Below are 19,686 nucleotides of genomic sequence, written 5' to 3' on the forward strand. Positions count from 1 at the left end.
CGGACTCAGTTCCCCATCAATTGCAAAACGCGGCCGCGCTCGCTATGCAGGGTCTGCTCATAGATCTTGGCGCCCGTCAGGCGAATCAGCTGCTCGGCCTGGTTAAAGAGTGAAAGCGCCTCCTGCCAGGAACCGGCATCTGCTTTCTGGCTCAAGACCCCTCCGCAGACGATCAGCGCGCGGCACTCGGCCAGACGGTTGTTCCGAGGCTTGGATATCCCGATATTTTCCCTGGCAGCTTCCAGCGCCAGCTCAAGATTGCCCGATTTTTGATGGCACTCCGCCAGGCAGGCCCGAATCTCCGCCTCAAACTCCACCGCCACCCCTGTGCTCGAAATAAGACTCAAGGCCGCAGCAAGACTTTCCTGAGCAGCGAAGAAATTTCCCGCACTGGCCTCGGCCAGCCCCGAGCACCAGAGCGCAAAGATTTTTGAATAGGGACTGGCATATTGTTGCGCAAGATTCACGACGACAGCGACGTGCTCCTTGGCAAGCATGGTATTTTGCGTCGCGGCCGCAAGCTCCACATGCAGGTGGTGAGCGATCTGCCCGATCACAGGATCGCCCGGACCCTCGTCGGCCGACAGCATCTTTTGCAGGCATTCCCTGGCGTCGTCGAAACGTCCCATGCGGATCAGCAGGCGCGCACGAATGCCGAGCACCCATTGCTCAATGCTGAAATCGATGAATTCCCGGTCGAATTGGTCGATGCTTGCGACGCCCTGCATGGCGGCATCGTTGGCCGCCAGGCCTTGCTCCAGCAGGCCCGCCCAGGCATAGGCCTGGCTCAGGGCCACGTTCAGCATCGCGACCCGGCCGGCATCCCTGCCGGGCGGCGTCAGGGACAAGGCCTTGAGGACGCACTCCACATAATCATCGGCTGCGCCTCCGCCGGACTGCAGGATCCGCCCCTGCGCGAACAGCAGCAGTTGCACCAGCCGGCTGTCGGCTTCGCTGGCATGGCCGATGGCCTCCTGGGTGATCTTCTGGACTTCCTCGGGGCTCAGCCCCTCCCGCCAGCCCAGGTAGACGATTCTTCCGCCGGCGAGGGCCCGCAGGCTGTTGACCTGCGGTGAGCGCTCCTGCCCATCCAGCAGGGTCCAGACCTTGCGCCAGTGCTTGATGGCCTGCGCCGAGTTCGTGGAGCCGGTCCACTTCGCGGCGCGCGCCTCGTGCTGCGCCGCATTGAGCAATTGCCCGGCGGCTTCGTAGTGGTAGGCGATCAGCGCGGCGAACTCGCCCGGCTGCGCGCTGTAGTGCGCCTCCATGGCGATCGCGACCGCGGCGTGCAGGTTGGCGCGCCGCGCCTTGAGCTGCGTGCTGTAGGCCACCTCCTGGATGAGCGGATGGCGAAAGGCGAAACGCCGCCCGCCCGCGATCTCGCGCAGCAACTGCAGCAGCTCGGCCTCGCACAAACCGTCCAGGCCGCTTTCCAGCTGGCTCACCAGGTACACGGCAACGTCCTGCAGCACGGCCAGCGGAATTTCCTTGCCGATCACGGCACAGACATGCAGCAGCGTTCTCTGGGTGACCACCAGCCGGTCTATGCGTTCGCCGATGACGGCCTGCACGGTCGCCGGCAGGGCATGCGCCAGCGAGGCGATATCGGATTTTTTCTGGCTTGAAGCCGCCAGTGCAACACTCTTTTCAATCAGCGAGTGCGCCAATTCCTCTGCAAAAAAGGGATTCCCAGCGGAGCGTTCCACGATAAGCGGGAAAAAATCAAGCAACTCGGGGTAATGCCTGAGCCGCTCGCGCACCAGCTCTTCCGTATCGGACAGACTCAGGTCCGCCAGCTGAATCGCCCGGAAGTGGCGCATCGTCCACCAGGGCGCCTGGTAACCCGGCCGGTAGTTGAGCAGCAGCAGTGTCCTGGTTCCGGCTACAGCGGCAACCAGGGCCGAGAGAAACTCCGCGCTGGCGTCGTCAAGCCAATGAAGGTCTTCGAAAACGATGACGGAGGTGGCGGCGCCAGCCTGCTTCACCAGTTCATGCAGCAAGCCCAGCAGCCGGGCACGCCGCGCCTTGGGGTTGAGGGTGCAAGACTGGCTGTTCGCGTCGGCCACGCCGAGGAACTCGCTGAGCAATGCGAGGTCGTCCGCAGAGACGGCGCCCAGCTTTGCGAGCCCCCGCACAATGCATTCCCGCGCAGCTGCGGCATCGTGCGCCGGCGTGATGTGGAAAAAACAGCTGCGCAGCAACTGAAGGACCGGCTGCAAGGGCGTGGCATGGCCGTAAAGCTGTGTCCTGACCTCGAAGACGGGCACGTGGCGCAGATGGCACCACTGGGCAAATTCGTGGCAGAGCCGGCTCTTGCCTGAGCCGGGCGCGCCTGACAAGCCAATCACGGAACCTTCGCCGTTCTCGGCATTGCGCAGCGCGTCCTGCAACGCGGCCAGCTCTTGCGACCGTCCCCGAAAAAGCGACAGCGCCGCCTCATGGAAACTGTGGTTCTGCACGTCGTTTTTCATGCCCAGCAGGGCGTGCAATTCGACGGGCTCGGTGATGCCCCGTAGCGGATGTTTCCCCATGGGCCGGACGTCGCAGGCCGAGCGCACCAGCGCCAGGCAGTCGGCCGTCATGCAGATGCCGCCGGGCTCAGCCAGGGCCACCACACGGCTGGCCAGGTGAATCGCGTGGCCGTGCACGCCGCCGCCGCGGGTGGCGTCGACCGCCTCGGGGTCCAGCGCAACCTGGCCCGAATGCAGGCCGACCCGTATGCGCAGGCTCGAGTCAGGGCCTTCGAAGGCCGCCTGCATCGCCAGCGCTGCCTCGCAGGCCAGGCTAGCGTGACCTTCCAGCGCGCGAGGCACGCCGAACAAGGCCATGATGCCGTCACCCAGCGTGCGCACGACGGTGCCGCCGAAACGCTCCACCGCATTGCACATGCGCTGCACGGCGGGCCGCAACTGCTCCATGGCCTGCTCGGGGTCCAGGCCGGCCACATGCTCCGTAGAACTGACGACGTCTGCAAAAAGAATGGTGGCGTGCTTGAGTGCACCCCACTGGATTTCAGAGACCGGCGAGGGCAAATTGGACGGCTCTTGCACACTGAGCCCGAAAGCGGCGCCACAGTTACCGCAGAACCGGTTGCTCACCGGATTCACGGTCAGGCACGAAACGCAGCGCAACGACATCTTCTATTTATCCCTCTCCACAACAGGAAAAACCACTAAGCGAATCGTTGCACGAGCCCCGGAACAAATCAAGGCATTAGTGGCTTGGAGTGGCTTTGTCTGAGAATAGCTTCTTAGGGGAGGACCTTCACGGCCTGCCAGGCCGAGACCACGGCCATGTACTCTTTTGACTTACTGCCGAAGCGCGCACTGGCCACACGGCTTGTCGCCCGCGCCGCATCCAGAAAGCTGGCCTTGGGCTTGAGCTTGGGAAAGGCTTCGTACCAGATGGGGCCGGCCTTCTCCCAGGAGAAGCCGCCTATTTTTCGGGCAGCGAGGTAAAACGCATGGTTGGGAATGCCCGAGCTGTCGTGGACGTCGGCACCGTCCACGTATTGTTCCATGGTCTTGAACTGGTCGTCGTCGTACCAGGTCAGCTTGCGGTTGCCGGGATCCTTGAGCGAGCGTATGGCCTTGCCATGCTGCGGCGCGAGCATGTTCTCGCCCAGCAGCCAGTTGGCCTGGGCCGCCGTCTGGCCCAGATGCCACTGCTTGACCATGCTGCCCATGACGTCGGAGAAAGATTCATTGAGGGCGCCAGCCTGGCCCTGGAGCACATGCGTCTGCTCCTCGAACTCGCGGTCCTTGCGCGCCAGTTTGACCACACCCAGCCCGCCGGGAATCATGTGCTGGATGACGCCATGGCTCAGTTCGTGGGTGATGATGTCCAGCGCCTCGGTGAAGCCCCCCACGTTCTCGTCGCCGTCCCCATAGACCATCTGCTCGCCGGTCCACATGGCATTGGCAAAGTCCTTGCCGAAATGCACGGCCGACTCCACACGCATGCTGCGGTCGTCCAGGGAATCCCGCCCGAAAACCTGGTGGAAAAAATCCAGGGCGATGCCGGTGTTGTCGTAGACCTGGTTCACAGCGCGATCCTTGACCGGCTTGTCTCCTTCATGGCGCACCGGCTTGCCCGGCAGGTCGGTGTCGAAGCCGGCATTAAAAATACTGCGGCGGTAAGCCTGTGCAGGCATGAAGCCCTGGGGAGACTGGACCGTGCGGGGCACCACCGCCTGCTTGGCGCAGACATGGCGATGCGTGCGCAAGCGCATGCTGTGCTCGATGTGGCTGTCAATTCGCTGGCGCCCTTCCTCCCCTGATTTTTCGGCAAGCTTGCGAAAGAGTTTGGACGGGACGGCAAAACAAAAACAGCGGTAGGCGGGTTTCACGAATTCGGCCCTTCAGTGCGAAAAAAGCCGGGGCGCAAATGCCAACAGGCTCAAGCCGCCCGAATGCGGCAAACTGAAACCGATGGCACGGCAATCCACCAAACAAGGCTTGCCATAGGCTCCCGTGCCAATGCGAACGTCAGCGGCAGCGACACCGGTACGCCCAAGCACCATTCGCAGCACCGCGCGCGTTGCCTGGCGCTGACGGCGCTCTTCGGGCGGGACGATGCCGGAATACTGCTGCGGCAGGAAGTATGCAAGCGTCGAATAGCTCTTTTGCACGCTGAACTGTCCCAGCGTGATGATCACACTGAAAAGAGGCAATAACAGGGTGCTGAAAAGCATCCCGATGAGATATGCAGAGCCCACCCATCCGGCATAAACGATATCAATGCGCCCTTCCGACACGAGAGACAGAATCAGAAAAGGCAATATTTGAAACGGGAGGGAGCCTGTCGCTGAAAAAACACCGGCCCCAATTAGTACGCGCAAAATTAATCCAATCTGAAATCCCAATGGTCTTTTCGCTCACCTGGCACTCCATCGCCTTCAGCACAGGATCAGAAGTTGAACACTGCGGACGATATTTTCCCAAGGCGGCTAGCCCATCCGCGACATAGGATGGCGACGTTCATCCCAGTTTTTGTATAAGGCAGCCGCAAAGCGGATCTTTTGTGCATCAAAACCGCAGCTAAATGCAATCTACCATGGGTTTTGCTCAAGCATAACAATTCCGATGTTTCTGTAGATAAAGCCGCGCACAGTATTTCCATTACCCGCGTTCTCCTCCAAAATGAGGAGGTAAAACTTTGTTACACCATTTACGATGAACCCCCCGACCGAATTACCTACCCGCATGGGCCGAAGCACGAAGGTGCTGCTGGTCATGGATGTGGTGGAGTCAGTCAGGATCATGGAGCAGGATCAAGATGGTTTCGTACAGAGGTGGCAACAACTGGTGCTGCAAGCCGAGCAGCAAATTCTGCCGCAGCATGGCGGCCGCATCGTCAAAAGCCTGGGTGACGGGCTGATGCTGGAATTTGCTAACGCGCAAGGCGGCATCAAAGCGGCGTTTGCTTTGCAGGATTTCAGCCAGCAGGCTAATACCCGGCTGCCGCCCCAGCGACAAATGCACCTGCGCATAGGCGGCCACCTGGCCAGCTTTGTGACGGACCAGCACGACATCTACGGCACCGATGTCAACCTGACGGCTCGCTTTTGTACCTTGGCCGGCCCCAGCGAAATCGTGATTTCCGCCGAGTTGCGCGATCAGCTTGTTCCCACACTGGACGCCGACGTCGACGACATGGGCGAGTGCTACCTGAAGCACGTTGAAAAGCCCGTGCGGGCGTATCGCATCGGCCCGCCCGGCGAGCATGCGCCGATCAACACCGGCAGCGCGGTCCGGCTGGACCTGCGCCCGGCCATCGCGGTCATCCCGTTCGCCATGCGCAGTTCCGAAGCAGGCCACGAAATGCTGGGAGAGGCATTGGCCGATGACGTCATCGCGGCGCTCTCAAGAACCTCGGAACTGCATGTCATTTCCCGCCTCTCCACCACGGTCTTCCGCGAGCGGCATGAGGCCGTGGAAAACATTCGCAGCCACCTGGGCGCCAGCTACATTCTTTCCGGCACATGCCGCAGCGTGGGCTCCCAGATCGCGTTGTTTGTGGAACTGATTGACGCAAAAACCGGCCACGTGGTCTGGGCGGAAAACCTGAGGGGCGAGGTGCAAGGCCTGTTTTCCATGGATGACGAACTGATTGAGCGCCTCGTGGCCGCCGTCAGTTCTTCGGTCATGTCGCAGGAACTGGAGCGGGTCCACGGGCAAGCGCTGCCGACCCTGGAAGGGTATACCCTGCTGCTGGGCGCGGTGGCGCTGATGCACCGCACGGCGTTCAGCGAATTCGACCGCGCTCGCCAGATGCTGGAACATCTGATCGACCGCAGCCGCCGCCACCCGATCCCGTATGCCTGGCTGGCGAAATGGCATGTGCTGCGTGTGCAGCAAGGGTGGGCCGAGGATCCGGCGCGGGAAGCCATGCTGGCGCTGGACTGCGCAAAACGGGCACTCGACCACGATCCGCGCTGCGCGCTGGCGCTCACTGTGGATGGGTTCGCGCACACCAACCTGCTGCGCAAGCTCGACATAGGCGCACAGCGCTACGACCAGGCGCTGAGCATCAATCCCAACGACTCGCTCGCCTGCCTTCTCAAGGGAACGCTGCACGCCTTCAAGGGCGAAGGCGCCCTCGCGATGGTGCAGACCGAAAAGGCCCTGGCCTTGTCCCCCCTCGACCCATTGCGCTACTTTTACGACTCCCTGGCGGCAACGGCCGCCCTGTCGGCAAGCGAGTACGCGCGCGCCAGCGAACTCGCGCAGCGCTCCCTGCGCGCGAACCGCACGCACACGTCCACCTTGCGGGCCCTGATCATCGCGGAGGTGGAGCTGGACAGGATTGAATCTGCCCGGGCCGCAATGCGCGAACTTCTGCAGCTTGAGCCCGGCTTTACCGTCAGCGGCTTCCTGAGCCGCTCGCCCAGCAATCAATCGGCATTCGGGCTTCGGTGTGCGCACGCATTCCGCACGGCCGGCATACCAGAGCATTAATGTTTATTTGAAGGAGTATTTCATGAGTCAATTGGGCGGCATCGGGGGGATTGGAGGGATTGGCGGGATTGGTGGAATCGGTGGCATTGGGGGAATCGGCGGCATTGGCGGGATTGCCATCATGGCCGACGCCGCCAGCCCTTTGCTGGCCGATGGCATGACGAAGAGCAGCGCGGCGCTCAGCGGCCCTTTCCAGGGCGCTACTTTGCCGGTCAATCTCCCCTTGCCTATCGACAGGCCGGACCGGTTGAAGCAGTGGTCGGCCGATCGTCGGTTGCAGATCTGCGAACTTGAGCTCCTGGGTGGCCTTCACTTCGGTGTCCAGCACGCCCGCGAGTCGGTCACTCTGGCATTTGTGGACCTCAACAAGAGGCCGCTGAAGGACCACGCCATTGTCCGCCTGATCCGGCCCACGGCCAAGGTATTCAAGCAGCAGGTGGAACTGGTGGCCAACTACGCGGAGCTGCGTGAAGACCGCGGCAGCGAAATCCTGAGCCAGATGACGCCCCAAGTCCCGTATTGGGGATCCATCGTGGGCCTGCAGCCGCACCGCCATAAATGGACGCTGGAGCTGATCACCCTGGTACTGACTTTCACGTCCGACGTGGAAATGCGCTTCAAGCACGCCTTCGCCTGCCCACGGCCCATGGAGCTGTCACCGCAGATCCAGCCCATGATAGACACTCCCGGCCATGCCAGCTGGCCCAGTGGCCACGCCACCGAAGCCTTCGCCGTCGCCACGGTGCTGCTGGCCTTGCTTGAAAACGCCAACGGCACGGGGGCCAAATACCGGGAGCAACTGGAACGGCAAGCGGCGCGTATCGCCGTGAACCGCACGGTGGCAGGCCTGCACTATCCGGTGGACAGCGCCGTGGGCCGGCTGCTCGGAACAGCGCTGGGCGAGTTTTTCGCGGCGCGCTGCCTTGGCAACAACCAGCTCCACGAACGCGGTTTCGACGGCCGCAAATTCCATGACGCCCAGGGCAAGGTCGTCGATTTCGATCTGCGTGTTTCCATGGACGACAACCACAGCGGCTACTACCAGTACCTCAGCAGGATCGGTACCGTGGCGGCCTCGCCGCTGCTGGCCTTCATGTGGTCCAAGGCGGTCAAAGAGTGGGCCCCCCTGAAATAAGGACACCCATGACCTGGCACAAACTTCCCAAGGGCGGCTTCACCGGCATTGACTGGGCCAAGCCGGACGCGACGAATGGCTTTGACCCCTACCTGGTATGGGCCGAGACCGATAGCTTCGCAGGCTATGGCGGCACACAGCCGAAGTGGCTTCCGATAGCGATTGAACTCAGCCCCGGCGTCAGCATCGCCCAATTCATAGGCGCGGCCTCGCCGCAATGGCTGCATGTGCCGCCCGTATACACCTCCAGCGCCGCACCGCTTGGGCTGCGCTACTGCACGGCCCGCGTCAGGCCGGCGTTCTTCAAGCACATTCAACCGGGCGGCAGCCTGCATGCGCTGGTCAAACGGCTGGAGCTGGGTTTGGCCGCAGGCCTTCATACCGACAACCCGGGCTCCGCCGGCACGACCGGCGCCCAGCCCCTGCTCAAGGGCAAGGTGATGGCGCTCATCGACGACGGGCTGGCTTTCGCGAATGCCAATTTCCTGCACAAAGGCAAGGCGCGCACGCGGTATTTCTGGCGGCAAGACGGCAAGGGCGTGGGCCAATCGCCGGCCGGCCTGGGTTATGGCCATGAATTGACGGCCGCCGACATCAATCGCGCGATGCAACAGCGCAGCTACAACGGCCTGGTGGATGAGGGCGAGGTCTACCGGCACTTCAAGCTGAAGTCACTGCAAAAGCGTGTCAACCATGGCACACATGTGCTGGACCTGGCTTGCGGTCCGCGCACGCTGATGGCGCAGATGGCCGATCTCCCCCCCGGCTTTGACGGGCCGGCCAGCTGGGCCCTGGCCGACGACGAGGCCAGCCGCTGCGACATCATCGCGGTGCAGCTGGACTACGGCACCGTGGCCGACACGTCGGGTGGTTCGTTGAACATCCATGTGCTTGACGGGTTGATGTACGTCCTGTCGCGCTGCGCGCAGGACACCAAGGTCGTGACCAACATCAGCTTTGGCACCCTGGCCGGGCCGCATGACGGAAGCTCACTGCTGGAAGCGGCGATGGACCAGCTGATCACCCTGTGCGGCCAGCGGCTGCAAATCGTGCTGGCGGCGGGCAACAGCTACCAGCAGCGCACGCATGCGAACCTCACGCTCGCCAAAAATGCGCACGCAACCCTCCACTGGCGCGGGCAACCCAACGACCTGACCGAAAACTTCCTGGAGCTGTGGTTGCCGCCGCAGGCCGATGGCATCAAGATAGAAATCACGCCCCCTGGGCACACGGCATTGCCGGCCCTGAAATTCGGCGAATCACGCATGTGGACGGGCAACGGCACGCAGCCGCTGTGCGCGCTCATTTATCCCAAAAGCGTGGCAACCGGCACGCACGGCACTTGCGCGCTGATCGCGTTGGCGCCCACCTTCAGCTTCGACAAAGGCACTGCCACGGCCCCCAGCGGCGTGTGGCAGATCAAGCTGACCAACACGCAGCCGGGCAAGGTCACGATAGATGCCTATGTGGAACGTGACGACGTGGTGACCGGCCCACGAGGCGGGCGCCAGTCGCACTTTGAAGACAAGCTGTACGACATGAGCGGCAACCCGGGCTCTTTCGTGGATCACCCCGACAATCCGACCTTGATCCGGCGCAGCGGCAACTTCAACAGCATTGCCACCGGGCGCAAGACGGTGTCCGTGGGCGGCACGCGGATCGTGGGGTCGCATTGGGCGCATTACTCCCCGCAGAAGCCTGACCCCGATGCAAGCAGGCCAGAGCGGCCCGGCGTGGTGAAGACCCCCAGCACCGCGGCGTTCAGTGATGAAAATCCCATCATGACGGGGATTCGGGCTGCAGGCACCTACAGCAGTTCGGCGGTCCGGCTGAGGGGCACCAGTGACGCAGCGCCGCAGGAAACGCGGCGGATCTTCAACGCGATATAAGACGCCTTCGCCGCTACCAGCGGCTGGGCAGTTTCTTGAGCAGGGTGATGCGCTTGGTGCCCATCTCGATGTAGCCGCCCTTTTCAAGGTCTTTGAGCAGGCGGCTCACCATCTCGCGCGAGGCGCCGACACGGCTGGCGATGTCCTGGTGGGTGATGGACTCCAGCGTCACACCCTCTGCGGTATCGCGGGTCGCCACGTCATCGTGCTCTTCCAGCACGGCAATCAATCGCCCATATACGTCGAGCAACGCCATATTGCGGGCGGCTTCCGTGGCGGCACGCGCCCGGCGAATAACTTGGACCACCAGATTTATGGCAAATCCGGGCTCATACACCAAGTGCTCACTCACTTCGGCACGACTCAGCACGGCGCAGGTACAAGGTTCCAGGGTGATGACCGAGGCGGAGCGGGGTCCGCCGTCCAGCGACATCTCGCCAAAGTAGTCGCCGGAGTGAATCCGGCCGTAGGTGATTTCACGGCCGCTTTCGTCCATGGAAAACACCTTGACGCTGCCTTTGAGCAGCACGTAAAGGTTGTCCCCGATTTCCCCTTCGTTGATGACGACCGCCTTCTTGGGGTAAGTGCGTACCACGCCGCGCATGGCGAGGGTGCGTAATTCGGGGGTCAAGTGAGCGTAAAGATCTTCTTCGGGAGGTATATGCGGACTCATGATGAGCCGTAATCTAGCACGTTGCCGCCCCCTTGCGGCGATCAATGAATCTGTCCGACCGGCGAGGGGGCGATGGGTGGCAAAATCGCCACGCGGTTGACCAGTTCCCGGACGCCGCTGGAAGCGGTCTTGGCGCACAGGCTGCGCACGTGGCTGCGCACGGTGGAGACCGCGACTTTCATCTGGATGGCGATCTCGGGCGTGCTCAGGCAGCGGCACAGGAGGACCAGCACCTGCTCTTCCGTGTGGGTGAGGCCGTGGTTGCGGGCAAACGCGCCGAACACACCGGACTCGCTCACACCCACACGCGACAGCACCAGTGCGATCCGGTCGCAGGGCACGCCCATCTGGCGCTGCAGCGGCACCAGGGCCAGGGTGAAATCCACGCCCTCGCCCGCCAGCCTGATGAGGCCGCGCTTGCCCGCTATGGCCTTGCCCAGGGCGGTCTGGAAAGCCTTGGCATCGGGTGGCATGAGGACTTTCAACTCGCCCCGCTCCGCACCCAGTACGACGCCGCGGTCAAGCTCGCGCCGGGCAGCCGGGTTGGCGTGCAGGAGTTTTCCCTGGGCGCTGACGACAAGCACCCCGTGGGCAAGCTCATCCACCAGGCAGGCGAGCAAGGCGGGCACCGAATCGGCGTCGTCCAGGGGGAATGAAGGCGAGGCCTCCAGGAAGGCGGCATTGGGCTGTGCAAACAGGGTCACGGGGGGCGCTCCATCCTACAAATAGATGAAGATGAGCATAAAAAGCCCGGCCCAATGTAGATAGTGAATATGCCGGGTCATTTTTGTGAGAAATTCACATGAATTCGCGCGGACTGCCGGATTTCCGCGCTCCGGCGGCGCGGTTGTTCAGCCCGGCTCGCGCTCCAGCATGGCCAGGGTGGCCTCCATGACCTCGGGCAGGAATGCCATCTGCACGTGGGCGGCGCCGCGGATCAGCCGATTGTCGGCGCCCGGCAAGGTGGCGGTGGACGTCGGGAACACGATGTTGTCGCAATTGGAGTACCAGCAGGTGAACAGCGCGTGGCGGTCCGCCGGCATCTCGTGGTCCAGTTGCGCCTGCCAGTCGGACTGCAGCCGCATCTGGCGGCCGTTGTGGCCGTGGCCGAAGCGCGCCAGCCAGGTCCCGCGGTGCGGCGTGCCTATGGTGACCACGTGGAAGACACGGGCCTCGGCCCGCATGCGCTTGAGCCAGGCCCGCACGGCCAGCCCGCCCATGCTGTGGCACACCAGCAGCGGCGGCAGCCCCGTGGCGTCGGTGACCCGGCGCACGGCCTCGTCAATTTGCGGCGCATAGTCATCGATGGAGCCGAACAGGGGTTCGAGGTTGACGGCAACAAAAGCCCGTCCGCTTGCGCGAACGCGCTGGAGCCAGGGCGTCCACAAACCGCGGTTGCAAAAGAACCCGTGCACAAACACCACACCGCGACGCCCACGGATGGCCTCGGCAGGCAAAAGCTGATCCGGTACCACGTTCATGCGAAAAGGCTGGCGCCAGCAGAACACGCGCGGTGCCGTCAGGGTCTCCCCCAGCCAGGCACGCAGCAGTTCCCCCCAGCTCGGCCGGGGCTCCGGATCCCGCTTGTTGACGTGGTGGAGAAAGACGAATTCGAGGGCCAGGAAAGCGGTGTACCCCAGCGCAATGGCCAGAAAGCCCGCGACGGCCAGCAACGGGGCGTCGCCGAGAAACCAGAACAGCCAGCCAAAGGCCGCGGCGACCAGGGACAGGGTGATGAGTCTTTGTAGTTGGGCCAGCATCGGTCAGGCAAAGGAGAAGGAAGCGGTAGCAAGCCGCAGTATCTCAGACCAGTGTGACAGCACGGCCCGAGAGCCTGGCCGCCAGGCCCTGCGCCAGGCGGTTCACCATGCCGTAGATGGACAGCTGCGGATTCGCGCCTATGCTGGTCGGGAACAGCGAGCCGTCGTGGATGGACAGGTTCTCGAGTTGCCAGTGCACGCCGTCAGGCCGGGTGACGCCCTGGCGTTCGTTGCCGGCCAGGCCGCAGCCGCCCATGACGTGGGCGCTTACCACCCGGGTCAGCAGGGGCTTCATGGGCAAGGCCTTGACCGCATCACGGGCCTGCGCCCAGGAGGTATAGGACTGGGCCATCTCGTGCAGCGGCAGCACCTGTTTTGCGCCCGCCGCGAACTGGATTTCCATCATCGACAGCAGCGCTCTGCGCCCGCCTTCCATGACGTAATCCGTCAGCGGATAGTCCAGCACGGCGGAGTTATCGCTGCGCAGCTTGACCTGCCCGCCCCTTGATGCGTCATGGAAGCCATCGCGCAGCAGCGCCAGCAGGGTGTGGTTGTAGGGGAAGGATTTGAGCAAGTCGTGCTGGCCCTGGCCGAAGCCCGGTACGGTCGACGCAAAAATCACCGGGTGCAGCGGAGGGGCCTCGAGCTTGTAGCCTATGGGGCCGTCTATCGCCTGGGTCTCCAGGAAGTGGTCGGAATAGATGGTTTGCGGCGCGCCGTTCCAGGCTTCCACTTTTTGCTCGAACACGCTGGAGGACATGACCACCGGATGCAAAAAGGTCCGGGCGCCCAGCACACCATGCGGGTCAGGCGCCTGCGAGCGCAGCAGCACGGCCGGCGAATTGATGGCGCCGCCGGCGAGCACATAGTGTTTGGCGACGATCTTGATGCCCCCGCCCGCCGTCCCGGGGGACGTGCCCAGGCTGCGGCATAACAGCGCAGTGACCTTGCCGTTGGCCAACTCAAACTTTTCCGCGCGGGTTTCGGTCAGCAGTTGCGCGCCTTTGTCGAGCGCCGCGGGAATGGTGGTGACCAGCATGGATTGCTTGGCGTTGGTCGGGCAACCCAGGCCGCAGGAGCCGAGGTTCCAGCAGCCTTTGACATTGCGCGAAATGGCCGACGCGGGAATTCCCAGCTTGGCCGCGCCCCTGCGCAGCAGGTCGTTGTTCTCATTGGGGGGAACCAGCCAGGGCGTGATATTCAGGCGCCGCTCCGCCTGGGCAAAATACGGCGCCAGCGCTTCGGTGGTGTAGCCGTCCAGCCCGAACTGCTCCTGCCAGAATTTCAGCGTGGAGCCCGGCGTGCGGAAGGAGCTGGTCCAGTTCACCGTGGTGGAGCCGCCCACGCAGCGTCCCTGCAGGATGTTGATGGCCTTGTCTTCGGTCTTGCGCGCAGCGCTCTCCTGGTAGAGCGAAGGATAGGCTTCGGATTCCTTCTGGTTAAAGTCGCTGCTGCTTTTGAGCGGCCCCTCTTCAACCATCACCACCTGCAGGCCGGCCTTGGCCAGCAGTTCGGCCGTGACGCCGGCGCCGGCGCCACTGCCTATGATGGCGACATCGCAGCTGAGTGTTTCGGGCGCTGGCGGCAACGCGCCGCCCATCACTTTCCAGCCGCGCGCGAGGCCTTCGCGGATCGGGTCTTTCAGTTGGCTCATGCTGCTTTCGGAGGTCTTTATATCTTCATGGGGCCGGGATATCCCAGCAGCGCCCAGCTCGCCGGATCGGAGAAATACGCGCCCGCAGTGATGTCGTGCAAGGCGGCGTAGGCTTGCTGCCGCAGTGCCATCCTGGAAAGGCGCATGTCCTGAAGTGACTGCTGGATATCGGCGACAGAGGCTTGGTGCCAGGGCTGGTTCAGACCGGCCAGCGCGCGCCGGCCTGCGGCACTCGCCAGCAGGGCCAGCAACTGCGACAGCTCGGCCTGCGCGTGCGGCGGTAAAGACTGCACCAGCACGTCGATGCGGCTGAGCAGGCCGTTCAATGCGATTTGCCGTGCACCTTCATCGGCCGGCAGTGTTTTGTCGAGCACGGCCCGGCCTATGGCTGAAAACACCTCACGCCCCGATGCACTCAGCACGCCGCCGGCCAGGCCCGGCTGCAGCAACGCGGCCGTGCCGCCAGCCACCAGCAGCACAGCGGCTGAGGCGGCGCCTAGCTTGAGGAGCGTTCTTCTTTGCATGCTGGAAGTTTCGCACGCGCATTTAGGTTTCAATAGGGGCCCGTACCTAGATAAACTCCGGGTTTGTATGGACGCCTCCGCACAACAAATACACGACGCGCTGGAGACTGTGGCGAAGCTCAGGCAGCAGCACAGGGCCGACGCGCCGCTGGCCCAAGCCAATGCCGAGCTCAAGCGCTTCCAGGCACGCCGTTTTGAGGCCACCTATTCCGACCTGCTGCACAGCCACCGGTATAAAACCGCGGCCACGTTTTTTCTGCAGGAGCTCTACAGCGACAAGGACTATGCCGAACGCGACCAGCAGTTCGCGCGCATCGCCGGCACCATCGCCAAACTTTTCCCGCAGCCTGTGGTCAACACCGCGGCCGCGCTGGCGGAGGTGCACGCGCTGACGGAACAACTTGATGACCTGATGGCGCGCGAGTGGCTGGCGGACACAGGGAGCATGCCCCAGAGCGATGTATGTGCCCGCTATATTCGCTGCTGGCGGCGCGTGGGGGATATCGCCGCGCGCAAGCGGCAGCTGGAGGTGGTGCTGCATCTGGGGCAGGAACTCGACCGCCTGACCCGGATGTTCGGCCTTCGCACCTTGCTCAAAATGATGCGCGGACCCGCGGCTGCAGCCGGGCTGAATTCCTTGCAACATTTTCTGGAGACCGGCTTTGATGCCTTCGCCACCATGCGCGGCGCGAGTGAGTTCCTCAGACTGATCAAAGACCGCGAGACGGCGTGGATCCACTCCCTGTTTGAGGACGATGCTGTCACCTGCGAGACCAGATTAGGCCATTTGCTCGCTGCCGGGCCCTGATATCGCGCCCGCATTAGGACAAGCCCCATACGGATTCCGCCAGGCGGCTTTCACAATGAGCCGCAAGGAGTTTGTATGAACAAGCATTGGCTCAAGAGTTATCCCGAAGGCGTATCGCACGAGATCGACACCGAACAGTTCCGCTCGCTCACCCATCTGCTGGAGGATTCCTTCAAGAAGAACGCGGCCAAGCCGTTCTCGGTCTGTATGGACCGCTGGATGAGCTATGGGCAACTCGACGAACTCTCGACATCGTTGGGCGGCTGGCTGCAGAGCCTGGGCCTGGAGCCCGGCGCTCGCGTGGCCATCATGCTGCCCAATGTGCCGCAGTTCGCCGTCACCATGGCGGCCATCTTGCGGGCGGGTTACACCTGCGTCAACGTCAACCCGCTGTACACCGCGCGTGAGCTGGAGCACCAGTTGCGCGACTCAGGCGCGACGACCATCGTCATCCTGGAAAACTTCGCCGCCACCCTGGCGGAGGTGATTGAACGCACGCCGGTGAAGAAGGTCGTTGTAGCCTCCATGGGCGACCTGCTCGGTTTCTGGTACGGCCAGTGGATCACGTTTGCCGTGCGCCACCTCGCCAAACTGGTGCCGGCCTATAAACTGCCTTTGAGCGAGGGGCGCACTGTCACCACCTTCAACCGCGCGATTGCCGAGGGTAGCCGCATGGCGCTCAAGCCCGCTCAGAGCACGCTGGATTCCATTGCCTTTCTGCAGTACACCGGCGGGACCACCGGCCTGTCGAAAGGTGCGGTGCTGACCCATCGCAACATTGTTGCCGCGATCCTGCAGGCGGAGGCATGGTTCACACCCGCCTTGAAGCGCGTGGGCGACGTCAGCAAGACCAACAACATCGCGGCCTTGCCGCTGTACCACATATTCGCGCTGACGCTGTGCCTGCTCACCATCCGCTGGGGGGCCCACCTGACGCTGATTCCCAACCCGCGCGACTTCGGCAAGTTCATCGAGGTTCTCAAGAAGCGGCCCTTTCACATGTTGCCGGCGGTCAACACGCTGTTCAATGCACTGCTCCAACATCCGCAGTTCAAGACAGTTGATTTTTCCAGTCTCTGCGTCTCCCAGGCGGGCGGCATGGCCGCGTCCGAGGGTACGGCGAAGCACTGGCTTCAGGTGACGGGCTGCCCCATGATCGAAGGCTGGGGCATGAGCGAGACCTGCGCGATCGGCACCAACAACCCGGTGATCAACAAGGAATTCACCGGCACCATAGGCCTGCCCCTGCCCAGCATTGAGGTCGCGATCAAGGACGATGAGGGGAAATCGCTCGCTTTGGGCGAGTCCGGCGAGATTTGCATCAAGGGCCCGCAGGTCATGACGGGCTATTACCAGCAACCGGAGGAAAACAAAAAGGCATTCACCCCTGACGGCTTTATGCGCACCGGCGACATCGGCATCATGGACGAGCGCGGCTACACCAAGATCATCGACCGCAAGAAGGACATGATCATCGTCTCGGGCTTTAATGTATTCCCCAATGAACTTGAGAACGTGATTTCCCTGTGCCCCGGCGTTGTCGAATGCGCGGCCATCGGCATTGCAGACGACAAACAAGGGGAAGCCATCAAGGTTTTTGTCGTAAAAAACGACCCTACACTGACCGAAGACGAAGTGAGCGCCTATTGCAAGCAACATCTCACCGGCTACAAACGCCCCAAATACATTGAATTCCGCGATGACCTGCCCAAAACCAATGTCGGAAAAATCCTCAGGCGCGAGTTGCGTGCGTCAGCCTGAGTACTTTTTCGCGGAAATTTGCTGATGGCCCAGCCGGATTTGCCGCCGGGGATGCATGTTTTTGAGCGCGGCTGGCTTTCCGCCAACAACATTTTGTTCACCGGCGGCGACGAAACCGTGTTGGTGGACAGCGGGTATTGCACACATGCGCCGCAGACGCTGGCCTTGGTGGAATCCGTTTTGGGCCCGCGGCCGCTCGATACCCTCATCAACACACATTTGCACAGTGATCACTGCGGCGGCAATGCGGCTTTGCAGGCGCGCTACCCCGATCTCCGCACCTTGATTCCTCCCGGCCACGCGCAACAGGTCGCTGAATGGGACCCGGTGGCGCTGACTTATTTGCCCACCGGGCAGCTTTGCCCGCAGTTTGGCTTCACGCGGGCGCTGCAGCCGGGGAGCTCCCTGCTTTTTGGAACTGAAATGTGGGAGGTTCACGCCGCGCCCGGTCATGATCCCCACTCGCTGATCTTCTTCGAACCGCGAAGTCGCGTGCTTATTTCTGCGGATGCCTTGTGGGAAAACGGGTTTGGTGTGGTGTTTCCCGAACTCGAAGGGGCGGGTGCGTTCTCGCAAGTGGCCGCGACACTGGATTTGATCGAGCGCTTAAACCCAAAAACCGTTGTTCCCGGGCATGGCCGCGTCTTCGCGTATGCACCGCAAGTGCTGATGCGTGCGCGCCAGCGCCTGGAATCGTTTGTCAGCAACCCAAGCAGGCATGCTCACCACGCCGCAAAAGTCTTACTGAAATTCAAACTACTCGAAACCCAGCGTCAGGATTTCGATGCGTTTGCGCAGTGGGCTCTTGAAACGCCGTATTTCATGCAGATCCATGCCAAGTTTTTCGCCGGCATCCCCGCCCGCGCGTGGATAGAGCAGCTCAGTGCCGAGCTGGTCGCGGCCGGCGTCGCACAAAGAGACGGTGGCTACATCGCGAATGCTTAAGTAGGCTTGGTCAATTCCGGGTTGGCGTTTGGAGTTTTGTCTTCCGTTTCGCCGAGCTGCTTCCCTGGAACATCTTCTTGCGCCCCCTCGTCTCACCTCACAAATGAAAAAAGCCCGCATGGATTCATGCGGGCTTTTTTAAAATCTCGAGTCGCCTGGCTAAATACCGGGCGCACAAAAGAAAACGCCCGGTTGATCAAAAATCAACCGGGCGTTCCTTGCTGTAAGAGCCTGACGATGTCCTACTTTCACACGGGAATCCGCACTATCATCGGCGCTAAGTCGTTTCACTGTCCTGTTCGGGATGGGAAGGAGTGGTACCAACTTGCTATGGTCATCAGGCATAACTTTTTGACAGATTGTCCAAAGAACAATCCATCGAATTCATAGAGCCAATCAGCTTGTATTTAGATTCGCACAGCTGCTGGGCTGTGCTTTTTGAATGCGTCAACTTGGCATAACAACTTCGAATTAATCAAAGTTATAGGGTCAAGCCGCACGAGCAATTAGTATCAGTTAGCTTAACGCATTACTGCGCTTCCACACCTGACCTATCAACGTCCTGGTCTTGAACGACTCTTTAGGGGGCTCAAGGCCCCGGCAGATCTAATCTTGAAACGAGTTTCCCGCTTAGATGCTTTCAGCGGTTATCTCTTCCGAACTTAGCTACTCGGCAATGCCACTGGCGTGACAACCGATACACCAGAGGTTCGTCCACTCCGGTCCTCTCGTACTAGGAGCAGGCTTCCTCAAATCTGCAGCGCCCACGGAAGATAGGGACCAAACTGTCTCACGACGTTTTAAACCCAGCTCACGTACCTCTTTAAATGGCGAACAGCCATACCCTTGGGACCGGCTACAGCCCCAGGATGAGATGAGCCGACATCGAGGTGCCAAACACCGCCGTCGATATGAACTCTTGGGCGGTATCAGCCTGTTATCCCCAGAGTACCTTTTATCCGTTGAGCGATGGCCCTTCCATACAGAACCACCGGATCACTATGTCCTGCTTTCGCATCTGCTCGACTTGTCAGTCTCGCAGTTAAGCACGCTTATGCCATTGCACTATTAGCACGATGTCCGACCGTACCTAGCGTACCTTCGAACTCCTCCGTTACACTTTGGGAGGAGACCGCCCCAGTCAAACTGCCTACCATGCACTGTCCCCGATCCAGATAATGGACCTAGGTTAGAACCTCAAACACACCAGGGTGGTATTTCAACGTTGGCTCCATGCGATCTAGCGACCACACTTCAAAGCCTCCCACCTATCCTACACAGATCTGTTCAAAGTCCAATACAAAGCTACAGTAAAGGTTCATGGGGTCTTTCCGTCTTTCCGCGGGGAGATTGCATCATCACAAACATTTCAACTTCGCTGAGTCTCAGGAGGAGACAGTGTGGCCATCATTACGCCATTCGTGCAGGTCGGAACTTACCCGACAAGGAATTTCGCTACCTTAGGACCGTTATAGTTACGGCCGCCGTTTACTGGGACTTCAATCAAGAGCTTGCACCCCATCATTTAATCTTCCAGCACCGGGCAGGCGTCACACCCTATACGTCGACTTTCGTCTT

At 61.7% G+C, this 19,686-nt stretch carries 14 protein-coding genes and 2 rRNA genes (1 of these 16 cut by a window edge); 6 read left to right on the forward strand and 10 right to left on the reverse strand.

The genetic code is table 11. The annotated features are described in order from the left end of the window. Positions 1-5: 5 nt before the first annotated feature. The 3 genes from AC1D09_RS22280 to AC1D09_RS22290 all read right to left on the reverse strand — a co-directional run bounded on the left by AC1D09_RS22280 (position 6) and on the right by AC1D09_RS22290 (position 4,864). Positions 6-3,032, reverse strand: coding sequence for an ATP-binding protein (locus tag AC1D09_RS22280; RefSeq protein WP_477664513.1), 3,027 nt, complete (start codon positions 3,030-3,032; stop codon positions 6-8). A 218-nt stretch (positions 3,033-3,250) separates the two neighbouring features. Beyond that, positions 3,251-4,231 (reverse strand): M4 family metallopeptidase, encoded by a 981-nt coding sequence (locus AC1D09_RS22285; RefSeq protein WP_477664514.1) that lies wholly within the window; start codon positions 4,229-4,231, stop codon positions 3,251-3,253. Between the two features lie 129 nt (positions 4,232-4,360). After that, positions 4,361-4,864, reverse strand: coding sequence for a 4'-phosphopantetheinyl transferase family protein (locus AC1D09_RS22290; RefSeq protein WP_477664515.1), 504 nt, complete (start codon positions 4,862-4,864; stop codon positions 4,361-4,363). 310 nt (positions 4,865-5,174) lie between these two features. Between AC1D09_RS22290 and AC1D09_RS22295 the strand changes: the two genes are divergently transcribed. The 3 genes from AC1D09_RS22295 to AC1D09_RS22305 all read left to right on the forward strand — a co-directional run bounded on the left by AC1D09_RS22295 (position 5,175) and on the right by AC1D09_RS22305 (position 9,983). Then, positions 5,175-6,959, forward strand: coding sequence for an adenylate/guanylate cyclase domain-containing protein (locus AC1D09_RS22295; RefSeq protein ID WP_477701238.1), 1,785 nt, complete (start codon positions 5,175-5,177; stop codon positions 6,957-6,959). Positions 6,960-7,080: 121 nt separating this feature from the next. Beyond that, positions 7,081-8,094, forward strand: coding sequence for a phosphatase PAP2 family protein (locus AC1D09_RS22300; RefSeq protein ID WP_477701239.1), 1,014 nt, complete (start codon positions 7,081-7,083; stop codon positions 8,092-8,094). An 8-nt stretch (positions 8,095-8,102) separates the two neighbouring features. Then, positions 8,103-9,983, forward strand: a complete 1,881-nt coding sequence (locus AC1D09_RS22305) for a S8/S53 family peptidase (protein WP_477664519.1) — start codon at positions 8,103-8,105, stop codon at positions 9,981-9,983. 13 nt (positions 9,984-9,996) lie between these two features. Here AC1D09_RS22305 and AC1D09_RS22310 read toward each other — a convergent pair whose 3' ends face one another. The 5 genes from AC1D09_RS22310 to AC1D09_RS22330 all read right to left on the reverse strand — a co-directional run bounded on the left by AC1D09_RS22310 (position 9,997) and on the right by AC1D09_RS22330 (position 14,594). After that, positions 9,997-10,614 (reverse strand): Crp/Fnr family transcriptional regulator, encoded by a 618-nt coding sequence (locus AC1D09_RS22310; RefSeq protein ID WP_413328873.1) that lies wholly within the window; start codon positions 10,612-10,614, stop codon positions 9,997-9,999. 83 nt (positions 10,615-10,697) lie between these two features. Next, positions 10,698-11,360 (reverse strand): helix-turn-helix transcriptional regulator, encoded by a 663-nt coding sequence (locus tag AC1D09_RS22315; protein WP_477664520.1) that lies wholly within the window; start codon positions 11,358-11,360, stop codon positions 10,698-10,700. 147 nt (positions 11,361-11,507) lie between these two features. Continuing rightward, on the reverse strand, positions 11,508-12,416 hold the full coding sequence (locus tag AC1D09_RS22320) for an esterase/lipase family protein (protein ID WP_477664521.1): 909 nt from the start codon (positions 12,414-12,416) through the stop codon (positions 11,508-11,510). A 43-nt stretch (positions 12,417-12,459) separates the two neighbouring features. Then, positions 12,460-14,070, reverse strand: a complete 1,611-nt coding sequence (locus AC1D09_RS22325; protein ID WP_477664522.1) for a GMC family oxidoreductase — start codon at positions 14,068-14,070, stop codon at positions 12,460-12,462. A gap of 17 nt (positions 14,071-14,087) precedes the next feature. Continuing rightward, positions 14,088-14,594: a hypothetical protein gene (locus tag AC1D09_RS22330; RefSeq protein WP_477664523.1), complete on the reverse strand. Its 507-nt coding sequence runs from the start codon at positions 14,592-14,594 to the stop codon at positions 14,088-14,090. On the opposite strand from AC1D09_RS22330, the gene AC1D09_RS22335 reads away from it, so the two are divergent. From AC1D09_RS22335 to AC1D09_RS22345, 3 genes are all read left to right on the forward strand, one after another. After that, positions 14,593-15,402, forward strand: a complete 810-nt coding sequence (locus tag AC1D09_RS22335) for a DUF8198 family protein (protein WP_477664524.1) — start codon at positions 14,593-14,595, stop codon at positions 15,400-15,402. The genes AC1D09_RS22330 and AC1D09_RS22335 overlap by 2 nt on opposite strands. Positions 15,403-15,477: 75 nt before the next feature. Then, complete coding sequence (locus tag AC1D09_RS22340; RefSeq protein ID WP_477664525.1) at positions 15,478-17,163, forward strand: AMP-binding protein; 1,686 nt, start codon at positions 15,478-15,480, stop codon at positions 17,161-17,163. 24 nt (positions 17,164-17,187) lie between these two features. After that, positions 17,188-18,108 (forward strand): MBL fold metallo-hydrolase, encoded by a 921-nt coding sequence (locus AC1D09_RS22345; RefSeq protein WP_477664526.1) that lies wholly within the window; start codon positions 17,188-17,190, stop codon positions 18,106-18,108. A gap of 229 nt (positions 18,109-18,337) precedes the next feature. Here AC1D09_RS22345 and rrf read toward each other — a convergent pair. Next, a 5S ribosomal RNA gene (gene rrf, locus AC1D09_RS22350) occupies positions 18,338-18,450 on the reverse strand. A gap of 143 nt (positions 18,451-18,593) precedes the next feature. Further along, a 23S ribosomal RNA gene (locus tag AC1D09_RS22355) occupies positions 18,594-19,686 on the reverse strand; it runs 1,787 nt beyond the window's last position.

The organism is Polaromonas sp. P1_A2 (assembly GCF_056406895.1).